Raw genomic sequence first — 19,140 nt, 5'->3', positions numbered from 1 at the left:
GATGCGGTCATTGAAGCGCACAGCGGGCGGCTTGTCATCAGGTCGGCCGTCATGAAGTTGAGACGCCGCTGCCATCACGGGGTGAAGCCGGGCCGTGACGATGTTTCGCATGGCGAACAGTCGACACATCAGCCACACCGGTCACAGAGTCACCAGGCGTCGTGTGCTGACCACGGGGTTGGCCGCGGGACTCGCGCTGACCGCTCCCGGCTTCGCCCAGGCTGTTCCGGTCGAGCCAGACCGGGTCCGGGCCGCCGGCGACCCCGACTTCCACCCGGTCACGTTCCGGCTGCCGGCGCCGTCCGGCCGCAAGGCGCTCGGGACGACCGCACTGCACCTGATCGACCAGTCCCGGCCGGACCCGACGATGCCGAGCGGCCGGCGCGAGCTGATGATCAGCCTCTGGTACCCCGCCTCGATGATGGGCGACGCCCCACTCGCCAAGTACATGCCGAAGCGGACCGCCGTCGAGGTCGACGAGGCCTGGACCGGGGAGTACGGGCTGGCGCTGCCGACCGGTTCGTTCGACTTCGCCAACACCGAGACGAACTCCCGGGTCGACGCGCCGATGCAGCCGATCCCGCACCCCGTCGTACTGTTCTCTCCCGGTTATCAGTACAGCCGGTTCGTGAACACGGCTCAGGTCGAGGATCTGGCCAGTCGCGGGTACGTCGTCGTCACCATGGACCACACGCACGAGACGCCGACCGAGTTTCCCGGCGGGCGGTTTCTCCCCGGCGTACCGGCAGATCAGCTGCCCGATCCGGTGTTCACCCGCAAGGCGGTCGAGACCCGGACCGCCGACGCGCGGTTCGTGCTCGACCAGCTCGAGCGGATCGCCGGCGGCCAGAACCCGGACATGGACGGCAAGGGTCTTCCGCCCGGACTCGCGGCCGGTCTCGATCTGCAGCAGGTCGGCATGTTCGGCTTCTCACTCGGCGGCTACGCGACCGCGAACACGCTGCTCGAGGACCAGCGGTTCGCAGCCGGCCTCGACCTGGACGGCACTCTCCAGGACGATCCGGTGAAGGGTCCGCTCGGCGAGGTCGCCCGGAAGGGACTCGACCAGCCGTTCCTGCTGTTCGGCTCCGACGGCAGCCAGCGGACCGACGCGGGGAAGGAGTACTACGACAAGTCGTGGGCCGAGTTCTGGGACGCGCAGCGCGGCTGGAAGCTGAACCTGGGACTAGCCGGTGCCAAGCAGAAGGCGTTCACCGACTACCAGTTCGTCTTCGACCAGTTGTTCCGCGAGATCTACGGCCAGGACGAGATCATCACCTCGGTGATGACGGCGCTCGTCGGCTCGGTCGATCCGGCTCGCAGCGTGCTCGCCCAGCGCCGCTACATCAGCGCGTTCTTCGACCAGACGCTGCGCCGCCGGCCCGAGTTCCTCCTCCGCGGCGACTCGCCGAAGTTCCCCGAAGTGCACTTCGCCCGCTGATCCCACGTTGTGATGCTTGCCACCCCTGGCCGTGGCCGGACGGCGTACCCTCGGGGTCGAGAGGGCGGGATGGGGACGGGGGTCCGGCGCGCTCGGTGGCCACGGCGCGACGCGCGGTGAGCAGGGTTGACGGATACTTTCTGAAACCCTGTGACGTGTAAGCACGGCGAGACCGGTTACCGTGCGTTGAGAAATGCGTTGCCGTCGGCCGTACCCTGTCCTCGGACGGGGTCGGTCTGTGCCCGGGGGAACAGACGTCCGATCACGGGCGTTGTCGGCAAGACGTTGAGAGTGCTAGGGCGAGGAGCGCAGTGGCAGGGGCATCAGGGACGAAGACAGCAACAGCGGCGCCACGCCGTCTGGTGATCGTCGAGTCGCCGAAGAAGGCGCGGATGATCGCCGGTTTCCTGGGGTCCGGGTACGTGGTGGAGTCCAGTTTCGGCCACATCCGGGACCTGCCGAAGGGTGCGGACGAGATCCCGGCGAAGTACAAAGGACTCCCGTGGGCCCGGCTCGGCGTCAACATCGAGGACCACTTCGACCCCCTGTACGTCGTCCCGGCCGACAAGAAGGCCCAGATCCGCAAACTGAAGGATCTGCTCAAGTCCGCCGACGAGCTCTACCTGGCCACCGATGAGGACCGCGAGGGCGAGGCGATCGCCTGGCACCTGCTGGACGAGCTGAAGCCGAAGGTCCCGGTCAAGCGGATGGTCTTCCACGAGATCACCCCGAAGGCGATCCAGGACGCGGTCGGCAGCGCCCGCGACATCAACGAGTCCCTGGTCGACGCCCAGGAGGCGCGCCGGATCCTGGACCGGCTGTACGGCTACGAGGTCTCGCCGGTGCTGTGGAAGAAGGTCATGCCGAAGCTGTCGGCGGGCCGGGTCCAGTCGGTCGCGATCCGGATGGTGGTCGACCGGGAGCGTGAGCGGATCGCCTTCCGCAGCGCGTCGTACTGGGACCTGGACGCCACCCTGGACGCCGGTGAGGGCCGGTCGCCCCGGCAGTTCCCCTCCCGGCTCGTCTCGGTGGACAGCCGGCGGGTCGCCCAGGGCCGCGACTTCGGCGCCAACGGTGAGCTGAAGGGCCAGAACACGGTCCACCTGAACGAGGAGACCGCGACCGCGCTGGCCACGGCGTTGCGCGACTCGCAGTTCACCGTCCGGTCGATCGAGTCCAAGCCGTACACCCGCAAGCCGTATGCGCCGTTCCGGACCACCACGCTGCAGCAGGAGGCCGGCCGCAAGCTCGGCATGTCCGCCTCACAGACGATGCAGATCGCCCAGCGGCTGTACGAGAACGGCAACATCACCTATATGCGTACGGACAGCGTGACGCTGTCCGACACCGCGATCACCGCGGCCCGGTCCCAGGTCCGGGAGCTGTACGGCGCGTCGTACCTGCCGGACAAGCCGCGGGTCTACACCTCCAAGGTGAAGAACGCCCAGGAGGCGCACGAGGCGATCCGGCCGGCCGGCGAGGTCTTCCAGACCCCGGCGCAGACCGGGCTGAGCGGCGCCGAGTACCGGCTGTACGAGCTGATCTGGATGCGGACGATCGCGTCCCAGATGAAGGACGCCGAGGGCCGCAGCGTCTCGATCAAGATCGACGCCAAGGCCTCCACCGGGGAGAACTGCGAGTTCACCTCGTCCGGCCGGGTGATCACCTTCCACGGCTTCCTCAAGGCGTACGTCGAGGGCGCGGACGACCCGTCCGCCGGGACGGACGACCAGGAGACGCGGCTGCCGGACGTGGCCGAGGGCGACGTCCTGCCCGCAGTCGAGGTGCTCGCTTCCGGGCACGAGACCAAGCCGCCGGCCCGCTACACCGAGGCGACGCTGATCCGTGAGCTGGAAGAGCGCGAGATCGGGCGGCCGTCGACGTACGCCTCTATCATCGGCACGATCCAGGCCCGCGGGTACGTCTACAAGAAGGGCACCGCGCTGGTGCCGGCCTGGCTGGCGTTCGCCGTGGTCCGGCTGCTGGAGGAGCACTTCACCCGGCTGGTCGACTACGCGTTCACCGCGACGATGGAGGACGTCCTCGACGAGGTCGCCGCCGGGGACCTGCAGCGCGAGGGCGTGCTGTCCCGGTTCTACTTCGGCGACGACGACCTCGAGGGCCTGCACTCGATGGTGAACGACCTCGGCGACATCGACGCCCGGGAGATGTCCACCTTCCCGGTCGGCGGTGACGACACCGGCATCGTGGTCCGGGTCGGCCGCTACGGGCCGTACGTCGAGGACAAGGACGAGCGGCGCGCGAACGTGCCGGAGGACCTGCCGCCGGACGAGCTGACGGTCGACAAGGCCCAGGAGCTGCTGGCCCAGCCGTCGGGTGTCGAGCACGAGCTCGGTACGGCGCCGGACACCGGGCACAAGGTGGTCGCGAAGGCCGGCCGCTTCGGTCCGTACGTGACCGAGGTGCTGCCGGAGGACGCGCCGAAGAGCGCCAAGCCGCGGACCGGGTCGCTGCTCAAGTCGATGACGCTGGACAGTGTCAGCCTCGAGGACGCGATGAAGCTGCTGTCGCTGCCCCGGGTGGTCGGCAAGGACCCGGAGAGCGGTGACGAGATCACCGCGCAGAACGGCCGCTACGGGCCGTACCTGAAGAAGGGCACCGACTCGCGGTCGCTGTCGTCCGAGGAGCAGATGTTCGACATCACCCTCGAGGAAGCGCTGGCGATCTACTCCGAGCCGAAGCAGCGCGGTCGCCGGGCGGCCGCGCCGCCGCTGAAGGAGCTGGGCGAGGACCCGGAGTCCGGCAAGCCGGTGGTGGTGAAGGAGGGTCGCTTCGGTCCGTACGTGACCGACGGCGAGACGAACGCGACGCTGCGCAAGGACGACTCGGTCGAGACGATCTCGCTGCTCCGGGCGGCCGAGCTGCTGGCGGACAAGCGGGCCCGCGGTCCGGTGAAGAAGACCGCCAAGAAGTCCGCCACGAAGAAGACGGCGGCCAAGAAGACGGCCGCGAAGAAGACCACGACGAAGAAGGCCACCACCAAGAAGGCCGCGGCGAAGAAGACGACCGCCAAGAAGGCGGCAGCCAAGAAGTCCTGAGAGAGGGGCTGACGTGACGAGTGCTGTCGAGGTCTCCGCGCAGCGGCTGCGGGACCGGGGCGAGCGGGTCACGCCGGCCCGTCTCGCGGTGGTCGAGGTGCTCGCGGGCACCGAGGAACACCTGAGCGCCGAGCAGATCGGCGAGCGGGCCGAGCAGTTGCGCCCCGGCATCCACCGCGCCACCGTCTACCGCGCCCTGGACGCGCTCGGCGAGTTCGGCCTGGTCACCCACGTCCACCTCGGCCGGGCCGGGACGACGTACCACCTGGCCGGTGATCTCGCGCCTCGCCACCTGCACCTGCGCTGCTCCGAGTGCGGGACGGTGTACGACGCTCCCGGCGACATCCTCGAGACCGCGCGGAAGAAGGTCCAGCGCGAGCTCGGCTTCCAGCTCGCCCCGGAGCAGGTCGCCTTGATCGGGGTGTGCAAGCAGTGCTCCAGCTGACCTGATCCGGTCACCGTGCTGTCCATATCTGTTGATAGGTGTGGATTCGTGAACAACTTGGGCTTAGGCTCGATGCCTGTGACCCATGACCACAGCTACGTCGAGGACTTTGCTCCCGGCGCCAACGTGCTTCCCCCGCGTGCCTGGCTGGATGACGACTCGGCCAAGCTCCCGCTGACCGGCGACTGGAACTTCCGGCTGTCGGCGAGCGTGGCCGACGCCCCCGACGACCTGAAGGACCCGGACACGTCCGGGTGGGACACCATCGCGGTCCCGGGTCACTGGCAGCTCAGTGGGTACGGCGCTCCGGCGTACACGAACATCGTGTACCCGTTCCCGCTCGAGCCGCCGTACGTGCCGACCGACAACCCGACCGGTGACTACGTCCGGACCGTGACGATCCCGGCCGACTGGGCCGGCGCCAAGATCGTGCTGCGGTTCGAGGGCGTCGACTCCCGGTTCGCGGTGCACGTGAACGGCGAGCTGCTCGGCTGGTCGTCCGGCTCCCGGCTGCCGTCCGAGTTCGACCTGACCGACGTGGTTGCCCCCGGCAAGGAGGCCCGGATCGCGGTCCGGGTGCACCAGTGGTCGACCGGCAGCTACGTCGAGGACCAGGACATGTGGTGGCTGTCCGGGATCTTCCGCGAGGTCAACCTGCTGGCGCTGAAGCCGACCGCCCCGACCGACGTCTTCGTGCACGCGTCGTACGCCGATGGGACCGGCACCCTGTCGGTGGACTCGGATGTCGCGGGCACGGTCGTCGTACCCGAGCTGGACCTGGAGTTCGCGACCGGTGACGAGGTCACCGCGGCCGTCGAGCCGTGGTCGGCCGAGAGCCCGCGCCTGTACGACGGTGTGGTCCGGACCGAGGGCGGCGACGTACGGCTGCGGATCGGCTTCCGCACGGTCGCGATCGCCGACGGTGTGCTGACCGTGAACGGGAACCGGGTGCTGTTCAACGGGGTCAACCGGCACGAGTTCCACCCTGACCGCGGTCGCGCGCTGACCGAGCAGGACATGCTGGACGACGTACTGCTGATGAAGCAGGCCGGGATCAACGCGGTCCGCACCAGCCACTACCCGCCGCACCCGCACTTCCTGTCGCTGTGCGACGAGTACGGCCTGTACGTGATCGACGAGTGTGACCTGGAGACGCACGGGTTCGGGTACGAACCGCAGCCGCCGCAGCTGCCGAACCCGGTGATGGACCCGCGGTTCCTGCCCGACCTGGTCGACCGGATCACCCGGACCGTCCACCGGGACAAGAACCACCCCTCGATCATCATCTGGTCGCTCGGCAACGAGTGCGGGATGGGCGAGAACCTCAAGTCCATGTACGACGTGGCCAAGGAGATCGACCCGTCCCGGCCGGTGCACTACGAGCGGGACACCGAGGCCGAGTTCGTCGACATCTACTCGCGGATGTACACCGACCCGGCCGGCTGCGCCGAGATCGGTGCCGACCCCTCGTTGTACCGCGGGATCCCGTTCATCCTGTGCGAGTACGGGCACGCGATGGGCAACGGGCCGGGCGGGCTGCTCGACTACCGCGAGGTGTTCGAGAAGTACCCGCGCTGCCAGGGCGGTTTCATCTGGGAGTGGATCGACCACGGCCTCCGCACCACCATCGACGGCCGCGAGGTCTACGCGTACGGCGGTGACTTCGGCGAGACGATCCACGACGGCAACTTCGTCTGCGACGGACTGCTGTTCCCGGACCGGACACCGTCACCCGGCATGCTCGAGTACATCAAGGTGATCGAGCCGCTGCGCATCGTTGCCGACGGCAATGGTGGGGTGTCGATCGGCAACCGGTACGAGGTGCTGGACACCAGCCACCTGACCTTCTCGTACGTCGTCGAGGTCGAAGGTCAGCAGGTCGACGCCGGTGAGCTGTCGGTGCCGGTGATCGCGGCCGGCCAGACCGCGACCGTAGCGCTGCCGGCCGCGGACGCGTCTCAGCCCGAGACCTGGGTGACCGTCACTGCGAAGCTCACTGAGGCGACGTCCTGGGCCGAGGCGGGGCACCGCATCGCCTGGGGCCAGGTCCGGCTGGACGAGCCGACCCCGGTGGAAGCTGCCACTGGTGGTACGCCGGCCGACGGTGTCGCGGGTGTGGACGGGATCAGCGTCGGCGCCGTGCGGAAGGCTCGACTGGACGTCTGGCGGGCGCCGATCGACAACGACGCGAACCCGGGTGTCGCGGATGCCTGGCGTGAGGAAGGTCTGCACCGGGTGCAGCACCGGATCGTCTCGCAGGGCGAGCGCGACGGTGCCTGGGAGGTCGTCACCCGTACGGCGCCCCCTCAGCTCCAGTGGGGCCTGGTCAGCACGTGGCGCTGGACCGCTGTCGACGGTGGGGTCGTTCTGGACCTCAACGTCGTACCGGACGGGCTCTTCCCCGAGGTGCTCCCGCGGCTCGGCATCACCTTCGAACTGCCGAAGGTGGAGCGGGTTGAGTGGTTCGGCACCGGCCCGAACGAGGCGTACGTCGACACGCGCGAAGCTGCCGCGGTCGGCAAGTACTCGGCCACGGTCGCCGAACTGCAGACGCCGTACGTCCGCCCGCAGGAGAACGGCCACCGCATCGACACCCGCTGGGCCGCGCTCGACGGCCTGCGAATCGAAGCAGTCGGCACCCTCTTCGGCCTCACGGTCCGCGACTGGACCACCCACGACCTGGAAACCGCCAAGCACACCGCCGACCTCACCCCCGGCGACACCACCTACGTCACCCTCGACATAGCCCAAACCGGCGTAGGCACAGCCGCCTGCGGCCCCAAACTCCCAGACCGCGACAAACTAAAGACCGCTCCCGCGTCCCTGTCCCTCAGATTCACGACAGCCTGAGGTTCAGATCGCTATGGCTGGCCGGGGTGATACCCGGTCGGCCGGTGGGTGGTAGGCCTGCCAGGCGGTGGTTAGGCGGGTTACTGCTTCGGTGAGCTCGTCGTGGCGGGCTCGGAAGTGGAGGCGGACGTAGGGGTCGCTGTGGCCGGTTACGTCCAGGCCGGAGCCGGGGAGGATGGCTAGGCCGTGGCGGAGGGCGGTTTGGGCGAAGGAGTTGCCGTCGCCGTGGGGTAGGCGGACCCAGAGGCATTGGCCGCCGTGGATCTGGGGCACGTCCCAGGTCGGCAGGTGCTTGGTGAGCAGTGCGCGCAGGTGGTCGTGGCGGGTTTGCAGCTCGGTGGCCAGGTCCAGGTCGTCCAACCCGGCGACCAGGTGGGCGGCGGCTAGTTGGGCGGGGACGTTGCCGCCCAGGTCGTGGACGGCTCGTAGTCGGGCGAGCCGGTTGATGAGTGGGGCGGAGGCGCGGATCCAGCCGATCCGCAATCCGCCCCAGACACTCTTGCTCAGTGAGCCGATCGAGATCACGGCTTCGCTGTACGCCGCCATCGGCAACGGCCGCGTCGTACCAGGGAATCCGAGATCAGCCGGCACCTCGTCCTCGATCAGCGGTACGTCGGCCGCCGCCGCAGCCCGGGCCAGCCGCTGCCGCACCAGCGACGGCAGCACCGACCCGGTCGGGTTCTGGTACGTCGGGATCACGTAAGCGAGCCCTGGACGCCGCTCCCGCACCGCGGTCTCGAAGCCCTCCAGACCGATCGGCAGACCACGCAGTACGGCGGCCTCCTCCCGGAAGGCCTCCAACGCGCCCGGATAGGTCGGTGCCTCGACCAGCACCTGGTCCCCGGGCGAGAGAAGCGCATGTGCGAGCAGTGACAAGGCTTGTTGGCCGCCGTTCGTCACCAGGATCTGGTCCGGCTCGGTCGGTACGCCGTGGTCGTCGTACCGGGTGGCGATGGCCTGCCGCAGCGTCGGGTGACCGTACGGGTAGTAGCCGATGTCGCCGCGGATCTCGTGCAGTGACGGCACGATCCGTGCGTACGCCTCCGCGAGTTGCGGTGGTGGATCGCCCGGGGCGGCACAGATGGCGAGCAGTACGTCGTCGTCTCGCGACTCCAGTGAGTCCAGGAAGATCGGGTCGACCGGTGCGTCCTCGATCGCCCCCGACGACGAGCTGCCGGCCACGCGCGTCCCGCTGCCCTGGCGACGGGTGATCCGGCCTTCTGACCGCAACAGCTCGTACGCGGCGACCACAGTGGTCCGGCCGACCGCGAGAGCACCTGCCAGCGCCCGGTCTGGCGGCAGCAGTGCGCCCGGTGGCAGTTCGCCGTCGTCGATCAGCCGGCGCATCCGGGCCGCGAGCAGCACGTACAGCGGGCCGCGGCCGGATGACCAGCGGCCCAGACGGTCGCTCAGCTCAATTGGTCTCATTCGCGGACCAATTATGCCGGATTGGCTCTGGGGTGGCCAGACCCCGGCTCGGACGATGGCGGTATGGCCACCTTTCCTCGCAACGACATCGTGTCCCTGACCGACGTACAGCCCGCCCACGAGCTGGGTGAGAGCTATGGACCGGACCTGCGGCTGGCGGACCTGCTGACCCCGGAGCTGGCCGAGCTCGAGCTCGGCTACGGCACCGCGTACGGCGACCTGCAGTTGCGGACCGCGATTGCTGACCGGCACGGTGTACGGCCCGACCAGGTCGTCATCACCGTGGGCGGGATGCACGCGATCTTCCTGCTCGCCTATCTGGTCGCGGACCACGGCGGTCAGGTCGTGACGACTGCCCCGCTGTTCCCACTCGCCCGCAACTGCTACGAGTCGGTGGGCGCCGACGTACGGGTGATTCCGCTGTCCTTCGACGACGGCTACCAGCTGAGCGCAGACGACGTCCGCGCGTACCTCACTCCCGACACCAAGCTCGTCAGCCTGGCGACACCGCAGAACCCCTCCGGTGTCGCGGTGAAACCGGCAGTCCTACAAGACATTGCGGCCGCGATGGCCGAGATCTGCCCGGACGCCTATCTGATGGTCGACGAGACCTACCGGTCCGCCGCGTACGGCGACGATCCGGTCGCGGAGACCGCCGTACACCTGGGACCGAAGGTGGTGTCGGTCGCCTCGCTGTCGAAGTGCCACGGCGCCGCCGGGCTGCGGATCGGCTGGCTCGTCAGCACCGACGCCGACCTGGTCGACCGGATGGTGACCGCCAAGTTCAACACGGTCGTGACCGCGGCACCGCTGACCGAGGTGCTGGCCTTGCGGGTCTTCGAGCAGGAGGACGAGATCCTCGGCGTACGGCGGCGCTGGTTGGCCGACTCCCTGGCCGCGACCGAGGAATGGGTGCGGGCGAACGACGAACTGGTCGAGTGGATCCGGCCGGACGCCGGCGCACTGTGCTGTGTCCGCCTCAAGCCGGAGGTCTCGGTCGAGCGGTTCAAGCGGGCCGCCGAGGAGCTGAGCGTGCGGGTGGCCGACGGCGACTGGTTCGGGGACGAGCCGCGGGTCTTCCGGCTCGGGTTCGGGTTCCCCCCGCCGGTCGAGCTCAAGGCCGCCCTCGACGCCCTGTCGACGGCACTGCGTCAAGCTGTCGATGCCTCCGACTAGTCTTTGGGTGTGCCGGAGGTTTACGACCCGCTGACTGATCCTGCACCGGCGCATGACGTGCGCGCGGTGTTGCGGATCCGGGCGTTCCGGCGGCTCTGGATCGCGTTCGGGCTGTCCAGCCTGGGTGACTGGATCGGCCTGCTGGCACTGACCGCGATGGCGAAGTCCTTCGCCGGGGACGACTACCAGGCGGCGAACTTCGCCATCGGCGGCGTGCTGTTCCTGCGGGTGCTGCCCGCGCTGGTGATGGGGCCGGTGGCCGGCTGGATCGCGGACCGGCTGGACCGGCGCTGGACGATGATCCTCGGCGACCTGATCCGGGCCGCGTTCTTCGTCAGCATCCCGATCGTCGGCACCCTCACCTGGGTGCTGGTGGCAACGGTGCTGATCGAGATCGTCAGCCTGATCTGGGGCCCGGCCAAGGACGCCAGCGTGCCGAACCTGGTGCCCCGGCACCGGCTCGAGGCGGCCAACCAGCTCAGCCTGATCACGACGTACGGCACCGCCCTGCCGGCCGCGGTCATCTTCACCGCGATCACTCTGGTCTCCCGCTGGGCCGGCGACTTCTCCATCGACCTCGCCGTCTACGTGAACGCCGCGACCTTCGTCATCTCGGCCTTGGCGATCGTGTCGGTCGCCGAGATCGGCCGCGCCATCCACGAGCACGAGCAGCACCCGACGCTCTGGCGGACCATGGTCGAGGGCTGGTCCTACGTCACCGGTACGCCGGTCGTCCGCGGTCTCGTGGTCGGGATCTCCGGGGCATTCGCGGCCGGCGCGGTCGTGATCGGCCTCGGTCGCACGTACGTCGAGGACCTGAAGGCCGGCGATCCCGGGTACGGCGTCCTGTTCGGTGCCGTCTTCGGCGGTCTCGCCCTCGGCATGGGGTTCGCGCCGCGACTGTTCTCCGGGCTGTCCCGGCGGCGGCTGTTCGCGGCCGGCCTGGTCGGTTCCGGGATCTGCCTGGCCGGGCTGGCGCTGATCCAGCAGATCGAGATCGCCACCATGATCGCGATCCTGCTCGGCTTCTGCGCCGGCGCCTCCTGGGTCTCCGGCTACACCCTGCTCGGGCTCGAGGTGCCGGACGCGGTTCGCGGCCGGACCTTCGCCTTCGTCCAGTCCGCCGTACGCACCGTGCTTGCCGTCACGCTCGCGATCGCGCCGTTCGCGGCCGGTGCGATCGGCCGTCGTACCTGGACCATCGGCGGGAAGTCGGCGTCGTACAACGGTGCCGCGCTGACCATGCTGATCGCCGCCGTGCTGGCCGGAGTGATCGGCCTGATCGCCTGGCGGCAGATGGACGACCGTCCGGGGGTCCCGTTCTGGCGCGACGTACGACGGAGCTTCGGCAAGACTCCCGGTGTCTACCCGACCACCGGCCTGTTCATCGCGATGGAAGGCGGGGACGGCGCCGGCAAGTCGACCCAGTCCGCGTTGCTGGTCGAGTGGCTGAAAGAGCAGGGCCAGCAGGTCCTGATGACGCGCGAGCCGGGGGCCACCGACCTGGGCAAGACGCTCCGGCAGATCGTCCTGGACCCGGCCACCGGCGACATCTCGCACCGCGCCGAGGCGCTGCTGTACGCGGCCGACAAGGCCGAGCACGTGGACTCGGTGATCAAGCCCGCGCTCAAGGCCGGTGCGGTCGTCATCACCGACCGGTACGTCGACTCCGCCCTGGCCTACCAGGGATCCGGGCGGGATCTCGACCTGTCCGACGTGGAGCGGGTCAACCGCTGGGCCACCGACGACCTGCGGCCGAACCTGACGATCCTGCTCGACCTCCCGCCCAAGAGCGGGCTCGACCGGTTCACCGAACGGGACCGGATCGAGGCCCAGTCGCACGACTTCCACGTCCGGGTCCGGAACGCGTTCCTCGAACTCGCCGCCGCCGAACCACAGCACTACCTGGTCGTCGACGCCACCCAGGACCGCGAAGTCATCGCCGCCCAGATCCGCGCCAGACTCGAGCCAATCCTCCCGAAGGTGGACCTATGAGCGTGTGGGACGACCTCGTCGGGCAGGAGCCGGCGGTCGCCGTACTCAAGAAGGCTGTGTCCGGGGCGGAAGCCGGCATGCGGGGTGAGTCCGGCGCGGCAGTGGCCGGGATGACGCATGCCTGGCTGATCACCGGGCCGCCTGGATCCGGTCGATCGAACGCGGGCCGGGCGTTCGCGGCCGCGCTGCAGTGTCGGACGCAGAGCGGCTGTGGCGAGTGCAACGAGTGCCGTACGGCGCTCAGCGGTGCGCACCCGGATGTGTCGCTGATCCGCACCGAGCTGCTGTCGATCCGGGTCAGCGAGATCCGCGAACTGGTCCGCCGGGCCGCGATGAGTCCGACCCAGGGACGCTGGCAGGTGATGGTCGTCGAGGACGCCGACCGGCTGACCGAGCAGGCCGCTGACGCGTTGCTGAAGAGCATCGAGGAGCCGGCGCCGCGGACGGTCTGGGTGCTGTGTGCGCCGACCGTCGAGGACGTCGTACCGACGATCCGGTCGCGCTGCCGGCTGCTGGTGCTGCGCACGCCGCCGGTGGACGCGGTCGCGAACATGCTGATCGGCAAGCTGGGCGTGGATCCGGAGCTGGCTGGGTTCGCGGCCCGGGCCGCTCAGGGCCACATCGGCCGGGCCCGGGCGCTGGCGCGGGACGAGGAGGTGCGGGACCGCCGGACCAAGGTGCTCGAGGTCCCGTTCGCGCTCCGCGATCTCGGTGCCTGCCTGAAGGCGGCGCAGCAGCTGGTCGAGGCGGCCAAGGCCGAGGCCAAGGCCAGCGCCGAGAAGGTCGACGAGAAGGAACGGGCCGCGCTCGAGCAGGCGCTCGGCGTCGGCACCAAGGGCGCCAAACCGCGCGAGGCGAACGCTGCGCTGAAGGAACTCGAGGACCAGCAGAAGGCCCGGGCCAAGCGCTGGGAGCGCGATGTGCTCGACCGGTCACTGGTCGACCTGATGGCGCTCTACCGCGACATCCTGATGGTCCAGACCCGGGCCGGCGCCGACCTGATCAACGCCGAACTCCGCCCGAACATCGAGCAACTGGCGGGCCGGACCACGCCGGAACAGACGATTCGAAGGATCGACGCCGTCGCCGCCTGCCGAGAGGCGATCGAGACCAACGTGGCACCCCTGCTCGCGCTCGAAGCGATGACAATCGGGCTCTTCGAGGGATAAATCACCTTTTGGGATTGGTGTCCGTTTAGCGGGCAGCCGCTGTAACACCGAGACCAGCCGGTCCGATGTCTGCGGTGTCCGGGCAGAACGCTCGGCGTACATGCCCGAACGGACCTGAATGACGCAACCGCCCCCGATCCAGCCTGCCCGGCCTTCACTGCCGCCGGCCGAGTCCTGGCTCGCGGGCGTACCCACTCCCGCGCAGCAGCGCCAGGACCGCTACGCCGTGGCGGCGTTGGTGACGAGCCTGCCCGGGCTGGTTCCGGTCGCGGTGGTGCTGGCCGGGATCGCGCTGCGCCGGATCAAGCGGACCGGGAGCCGCGGCAAGCGGCTGGCGTACGGCGCGCTCGCGATCAGCCTGTGCTGGATGATCGCGATCGGGGTCGCGGTCGCCCTCGGTCTCTACGGCGAACGCCGGGCCGGGATCGGCCGCACTGTGGCCATCTCGGAGGTCGCCGTACAGCAGTGTTTCGACGCGGATCTGGAGGCGGAGACGCTGCGACTGGTGCGGATCGCCGACTGCGCGGTCGCGCACACCGGCGAGGGGTACGCGAAGGTGCGGGCCGAGCTGGCCGGGCTGACGGCCGAGGACAAGGGAACGGTCGCCACCCAGCAGTGCGCGACCGCGTTCAACACCTTCGTCGGCAAGCCGTACGAGCAGTCGGAACTGGACATGTACTACGTCGTCCTGGAGGATCGCGCTGTTGCTGATGGCAACGTCCTGTGCCTGGTCGGGATGCCTGGGACCCGGTTGACAGGTAGCATGCGCGGGTCGCAGCGCTAGCACCTGCGGGGGAGCACTGGGGGAGAACGTGAGCCAACCACCGTACGGATCGGAGCCGGAACGGCCCCAGGACGTGCCCAGGTCGTTTCCGACCTACGGCCGCCCTGGAGAGCGGCCTGCCCAGCAGCCGGGGGCACCGCAGTCCGGCGCGTCGCAGTCCGGTGGACAGTCGCCTTACGGGCAGCAGCCGTCTTACGGGCCGTCGGGGCAGTCGTCGTACGGGCAGCAGCCTGGGCCGACGCAGTGGGCGGCGCCGGGGCAACCGCAGCAGCAGCCGGTTGGGCAGCCGTCGTACGGGCAGCCAGGGCAGTCGCCGTACGGGCAAGCGCCGTACGGGCAGCCGGGCGGTCAGCCGCAGTACGGCGCCGGCTACGGCCAACCGGGGTATCCGGGGACGTGGCCGCAGCCGTACGGCTACGGGTACCCGGGTGGCCGCGGCGGTGGCAACAACGGGCTGGCGATCGCCTCGCTGGCGACCGGGATCGGCGGATTCTGCATCGGTCTCGCCTCTCCGGTGGCGCTGGGCCTCGGCATCGCCGCGTTGATGCAGATCAAGAAGCGCGGGGACGACGGCAAGGGCATGGCCATCGCCGGCCTGGTACTCGGAGCCCTGGGCACCATCGGCTGGCTGCTCTACGTCGTGCTGATCATCGTGCTCGGCGTGACCAGCGACGACGACTACTACGGTGCACCGGAGCCCACCTCGTCGTACTCCAGCACGCCGGCCACCTACATCGACGACCTCGCCGTGGGCGAGTGTTTCGACGAAGGCGACGAGGATGACGAGGTCATCCGCCAACCCTGCACAGAGCTGCACGACGGCGAGATCTTCGCCGGAGTCACCCTCCCCGACGGCCCGTACCCGGGCGACAAGGAGGTCGACAAGGCCGGCGAGCAGAGCTGCATCACCGAGTTCGGCGAATACGTCGGGTCGACGGTGAAGGACACCGAGCTCGAATGGGATTACTGGACCCCGACCAAGCAGCTCTGGAACTCCAACGACCGCCTGGTCGTCTGCGCCGCCTACGGCCCCGACTTCGACCAACTCACGGGAACCGTAAAAGGCACCCGCCGGTAGAAGTACTGGTGTCCAGCCCACGCGTGCTACGCGGTCACTCCTTCGTCACGCCCACTCCGCGAGCTCCCACCCCCGGCGTATCGCCGGTGCGTCCTTGCCCGGCTACCGCCAGCCTCTGAGCGCTGCCGCGCTCCTCAACCGCCTCGCAGTCCCGCGCGCTGGTGGTTGGTCGAGCAGACTCGTGCAGCGCACTGATCAAGCTGTCGCAGGAGATCAGCTTTCGGTCACGGAGTAGTGCAGGCGAACGGAGCCCCCAGTGTCGGTGTGCACCGAGAGCAACTGCAGTCGGGTCGGAGCCTCGCCTACGGCAAGAGGTGGGCCGTCCATGACCGATGGTGTGCCGAGTCCGCCGATCAGAGCAGGCGCCAGCGTCAGGTGCAGTTCGTCGATCAGACCTGCCCGCAACAACGCACCGTTGAGGCCGCCGCCCGCGGCCGACAGGACGCAACTGACGCCGAGCTCGGTGCCCATCGCGGCGATCCCTCCCGCCAGGTCGACCCGATCTTCGCCGACGACGAGATAGCAGATGCGTTCCCGGCGGAGATAGCCGAGATAGTCGGCCGGAGTCGACCGCGCCACCAGGACCAGCGCGTCCCAGTTCTGATGTTTCTCGGTCCAGCGCACTCGTCCGCGGCTGTCGACGACGGTGAACCACATGTGCGGCGGCGACGGTAGCCCGGTGATGTCCGGTGGAAGGAAATGCTCGTAGAGCCCAGCGGTATCACCGTCGTAGGCGGGCAGCTCCTCCGGAATCGCATCCTCGGTCACCAGGCTGCCGCTGCCCTCCAAGATGGCGTTACAGCCGTACTGCTGCCTGACCACCTCGATGATGTCGATCGGCACCGGATCGGCGGCGGGCGGCGTCATCGCCTCCCAAAGATCCGAACTCGGCGGATGCATCAACAGCGCGTCCCGAGTCAGCGCGACCTTCCCGTCAACACTGGCCCCCACGCTAACCACGACACGCGGTCGCTTCTGCATCACAACCTCCCTCGGCTCGCCGGACCACCAGACCTACCAGCGGCCACCGACAACGCGCCGCGCGGAGTGGGTGCGACGAGGGGAGCGGGGCGACGAGGAGGGGGTGCGGAGCACGTGTGGGACGACCGTAGGGGTTTGGGCAAGTACTCTGGCCGCGTGGGCATGGTGATGGCGGTGTCGTTCGAGCGGTACGGGCGGCTCTACTACCTGGACCCCGGCCCGCATCGTCCGCGCGTCGGGGACAAGGTGCTGGTTCCGACCGATGACGGTCCGGAGGTGGCGGAGTGCGTGTGGGCGCCGCAGTACGTCACGGAGGAGATCGGCGGGCTGCCGCTGTGTGAGGGCATCGCGACGGCCACGGACCTGGACCGGGACGAGCAGAACCGGCAGCGTCGCGCCGATGCGCGGGTGATCGCGAAGCGGCTGATCCGCCAGCACGGGCTGCCGATGAAGGTGGTCGGTATCGACTTCGTCGACCGCCGCCCGGACGTGGACCAACTGGTCATCGTGTACTTCTCGGCGCCGCATCGGGTCGATTTCCGGGAGCTGGTCCGGGATCTGGCCCGCGGGCTCCGCGCCCGGATCGAGCTGCGCCAGGTCGGGGCCCGCGACGAGGCGCGGTTGCAGGGCGGGATCGGGCCGTGTGGCCGGGACCTTTGCTGTGCCACCTTCCTGAAGGACTTCGAGCCGGTCAGTGTGCGGATGGCGAAGGACCAGGATCTGCCGCTCAACCCGCTGAAGATCTCCGGTGCGTGCGGCCGGTTGATGTGCTGCCTGAAGTACGAGCACCCGCTGTACCAGGAGTTCAACGCGAAGGCGCCGGCTGCCGGGACCCAGGTGGAGACCCCCGCGGGTGATGGAGTGGTGGTCGGACACAACGTGCCGAGCGACACCGTGGTGGTGCGGTTGGCGGCGTCGGGCCGGCGCTGCGCGTGCAGCCGGGCGGACGTCTGCTCACCGCGCCAGCAGTACGAGGCCTCCAGTACGACGACGCCGGACGCACCGCCCATCCTCGGGGAACCGATGAAGCGGATCGAGGAACCGGTGGCAGCCGAGGTGGTGGAGCCGGAGGACGTCGTACCTGCGGAGCCCGAGTCGCAGGAGGAGCGTCGCCGGCGGAAGCCACGGCGACGTCGGCGCTTGCACCATGACGACGAGGGAGACACTTCGCAGTGAGTTACCGCAAGACGACCACCCTCATCGTGGCTTTGGCGGTTCTGGCGAGTGGGTGTGGTGTCGCGAGCCGCGCTCAGGACGCGGGCGACGGCGGGACGACCGGATCGACCGGTGGCAACCCGACCAAGGGGCCGGCAGGCCCGATCCCGGCCGGGCTGGAGAAGTTCTACCAGCAGCAGCCGGACTGGGAGCGCTGCGGCGCCAACCAGCAGTGCGCGACCATCACCGTGCCGCTCGACTACTCCAAGCCGACCGGCGAGACGATCGAGCTGCGGGCGCGCAAGGTGCTGGCCCGGGACCGGTCCGGCAAGATCGGGACACTGTTCATCAACCCGGGCGGGCCGGGCGCCTCTGGGCAGCAGTTCGCCGCCTCGGCCGGGTTCGTACTCGGCGCGCAGTTGCTGCGGAAATTCGACGTGATCGGCTGGGATCCGCGCGGAGTGGCGCAGTCGACGCCGGTGCGCTGCCTGGACACGGCTCAGATGGACAAGTTCATCGCGGCCGACGGCAGCCCGGACAACGACGCCGAGATCACCGAGCTGAACGACGAGGCGAAGATCCTCGCGAACGGGTGCCAGCAGCGCTCCGGTGAGCTGCTGCCACATGTGTCGACCAAGGACGCGGCTCGCGATATCGACGTACTGCGGGGGATCGTCGGCGACTCGGAGCTGTACTACCTCGGCATGTCGTACGGCACCTACCTCGGTGCGACGTACGCCGAACTGTTCCCCAAGAACGTCGGCCGGCTCGTGCTGGACGGGGCGGTGGACCCGTCGAAGACGTCGAAGCAGAACAACATGGCCCAGGCGAAGGGCTTCGACACCGCGCTGGACGCGTTCGCGGAGGACTGCGCGCAGCGGCAATGCCGGCTCGGCAGCACCAAGCAGGAGGTGCTCGCGAAGGTCGACAAGCTGATCAACGACAGCGACGCGACTCCACTGCCGGGTGACGGGAAACGCGAGGTCACGCAGGCTCTGGTGGTGCTCGGGATCATCTACCCGCTGTACGTGAAGGACTTCTGGCCGCGGCTCGAGGACGCGGTCCTGGACGGGCTGGCCGGGAACGGCGCCCGGCTGCTGGCGCTCGCCGACGAGTACACGGACCGCGAGCCGTCCGGCTACGCGAGCAACAGCAACGAGGCGATCTACGCGGTGAACTGCCTGGACCGCCCGGACATCACCTCGATCGCCCAGGCCAAGGCGGAGGAGCCGGAGTACAAGGCGGCCTCACCGCGGTTCGGGCCGTTCCTGCTGTGGGGATCGCTGGCCTGCGCCAACTGGCCGGTGAAGCCCGAGGACCAGCCGCACCCGATCAAGGCGGCCGGTGCGAAGCCGATCGTGGTCGTCGGCACCACGCGCGACCCGGCGACGCCGTACGAATGGGCTGTCGGCCTGGCCGGTCAGCTGGAGAGCGGTGTCCTGATCACCCGCGACGGTGACGGCCACACCGGCTACAAGGCCGGCAACTCCTGCGTCGACAACGCCGTCGAGAGCTATCTCCTCCAAGGCACCGCCCCCACCGCTGACATCAAGTGCTAGACCGCTAACGTCCGAAGATC

General features: G+C 69.2%; 13 protein-coding genes. 11 read left to right on the top strand and 2 right to left on the bottom strand.

The features are described 5' to 3' along the window. Nucleotides 1–109 precede the first annotated feature (109 nt). The 4 genes from V9K99_RS01535 (at nt 110) to V9K99_RS01520 (ending at nt 7,795) form a co-directional block, all read left to right on the top strand. Nucleotides 110–1,441: an alpha/beta hydrolase family protein gene (locus tag V9K99_RS01535; protein ID WP_337002968.1), complete on the top strand. Its 1,332-nt coding sequence runs from the start codon at nt 110–112 to the stop codon at nt 1,439–1,441. Nucleotides 1,442–1,752: 311 nt separating this feature from the next. Beyond that, nucleotides 1,753–4,500: a type I DNA topoisomerase gene (gene topA / locus V9K99_RS01530; RefSeq protein WP_337002970.1), complete on the top strand. Its 2,748-nt coding sequence runs from the start codon at nt 1,753–1,755 to the stop codon at nt 4,498–4,500. A 13-nt stretch (nt 4,501–4,513) separates the two neighbouring features. Next, complete coding sequence (locus V9K99_RS01525) at nt 4,514–4,945, top strand: Fur family transcriptional regulator (RefSeq protein ID WP_337002972.1); 432 nt, start codon at nt 4,514–4,516, stop codon at nt 4,943–4,945. 72 nt (nt 4,946–5,017) lie between these two features. Beyond that, nucleotides 5,018–7,795: a glycoside hydrolase family 2 TIM barrel-domain containing protein gene (locus V9K99_RS01520; protein ID WP_337002974.1), complete on the top strand. Its 2,778-nt coding sequence runs from the start codon at nt 5,018–5,020 to the stop codon at nt 7,793–7,795. Nucleotides 7,796–7,798: 3 nt separating this feature from the next. Here V9K99_RS01520 and V9K99_RS01515 read toward each other — a convergent pair whose 3' ends face one another. Then, nucleotides 7,799–9,223: an aminotransferase-like domain-containing protein gene (locus V9K99_RS01515; protein ID WP_337002976.1), complete on the bottom strand. Its 1,425-nt coding sequence runs from the start codon at nt 9,221–9,223 to the stop codon at nt 7,799–7,801. A 63-nt stretch (nt 9,224–9,286) separates the two neighbouring features. Between V9K99_RS01515 and V9K99_RS01510 the strand changes: the two genes are divergently transcribed. The 5 genes from V9K99_RS01510 (at nt 9,287) to V9K99_RS01490 (ending at nt 15,425) form a co-directional block, all read left to right on the top strand. After that, nucleotides 9,287–10,399 carry a pyridoxal phosphate-dependent aminotransferase gene (locus V9K99_RS01510; protein WP_337002978.1) on the top strand — a complete coding sequence of 371 codons (1,113 nt, stop codon included), beginning with the start codon at nt 9,287–9,289 and terminating at the stop codon, nt 10,397–10,399. A gap of 9 nt (nt 10,400–10,408) precedes the next feature. Further along, complete coding sequence (gene tmk, locus V9K99_RS01505; RefSeq protein ID WP_337002980.1) at nt 10,409–12,394, top strand: dTMP kinase; 1,986 nt, start codon at nt 10,409–10,411, stop codon at nt 12,392–12,394. Further along, complete coding sequence (locus tag V9K99_RS01500) at nt 12,391–13,563, top strand: DNA polymerase III subunit delta' (RefSeq protein ID WP_337002982.1); 1,173 nt, start codon at nt 12,391–12,393, stop codon at nt 13,561–13,563. Before tmk ends, V9K99_RS01500 begins: the two co-directional genes overlap by 4 nt. Nucleotides 13,564–13,681: 118 nt before the next feature. Next, nucleotides 13,682–14,347, top strand: coding sequence for a DUF4190 domain-containing protein (locus V9K99_RS01495; protein ID WP_337002984.1), 666 nt, complete (start codon nt 13,682–13,684; stop codon nt 14,345–14,347). 73 nt (nt 14,348–14,420) lie between these two features. Further along, entirely contained in the window at nt 14,421–15,425 is a 1,005-nt protein-coding gene (locus V9K99_RS01490) for a DUF4190 domain-containing protein (protein ID WP_337002986.1), read from the top strand. A gap of 213 nt (nt 15,426–15,638) precedes the next feature. Here the strand turns inward: V9K99_RS01490 and V9K99_RS01485 are convergent, their stop codons facing one another. After that, on the bottom strand, nt 15,639–16,406 hold the full coding sequence (locus V9K99_RS01485) for a RibD family protein (RefSeq protein WP_337002988.1): 768 nt from the start codon (nt 16,404–16,406) through the stop codon (nt 15,639–15,641). 162 nt (nt 16,407–16,568) lie between these two features. Between V9K99_RS01485 and V9K99_RS01480 the strand changes: the two genes are divergently transcribed. After that, entirely contained in the window at nt 16,569–17,582 is a 1,014-nt protein-coding gene (locus V9K99_RS01480) for a PSP1 domain-containing protein (RefSeq protein WP_337003266.1), read from the top strand. Further along, complete coding sequence (locus V9K99_RS01475) at nt 17,579–19,120, top strand: alpha/beta hydrolase (protein WP_337002990.1); 1,542 nt, start codon at nt 17,579–17,581, stop codon at nt 19,118–19,120. Before V9K99_RS01480 ends, V9K99_RS01475 begins: the two co-directional genes overlap by 4 nt. Nucleotides 19,121–19,140 lie beyond the last annotated feature (20 nt).

The organism is Kribbella sp. CCNWLW201 (assembly GCF_037203805.1).
In the GTDB taxonomy this organism is placed as follows: domain Bacteria; phylum Actinomycetota; class Actinomycetes; order Propionibacteriales; family Kribbellaceae; genus Kribbella.
The sequence above is the reverse complement of the archived record's forward strand: the minus strand, read 5'-3'. Positions and strand labels throughout refer to the sequence as shown.

Coding starts and splice junctions, on each gene's coding strand:
- V9K99_RS01510 (WP_337002978.1), top strand. CDS start 9,287: ATGGCCACCTTTCCTCGCAACGACATCGTGTCCCTGACCGACGTACAG.
- V9K99_RS01485 (WP_337002988.1), bottom strand. CDS start 16,406: ATGCAGAAGCGACCGCGTGTCGTGGTTAGCGTGGGGGCCAGTGTTGAC.
- V9K99_RS01515 (WP_337002976.1), bottom strand. CDS start 9,223: ATGAGACCAATTGAGCTGAGCGACCGTCTGGGCCGCTGGTCATCCGGC.
- V9K99_RS01480 (WP_337003266.1), top strand. CDS start 16,569: ATGGTGATGGCGGTGTCGTTCGAGCGGTACGGGCGGCTCTACTACCTG.
- V9K99_RS01495 (WP_337002984.1), top strand. CDS start 13,682: ATGACGCAACCGCCCCCGATCCAGCCTGCCCGGCCTTCACTGCCGCCG.
- V9K99_RS01500 (WP_337002982.1), top strand. CDS start 12,391: ATGAGCGTGTGGGACGACCTCGTCGGGCAGGAGCCGGCGGTCGCCGTA.
- V9K99_RS01535 (WP_337002968.1), top strand. CDS start 110: ATGGCGAACAGTCGACACATCAGCCACACCGGTCACAGAGTCACCAGG.
- V9K99_RS01520 (WP_337002974.1), top strand. CDS start 5,018: ATGCCTGTGACCCATGACCACAGCTACGTCGAGGACTTTGCTCCCGGC.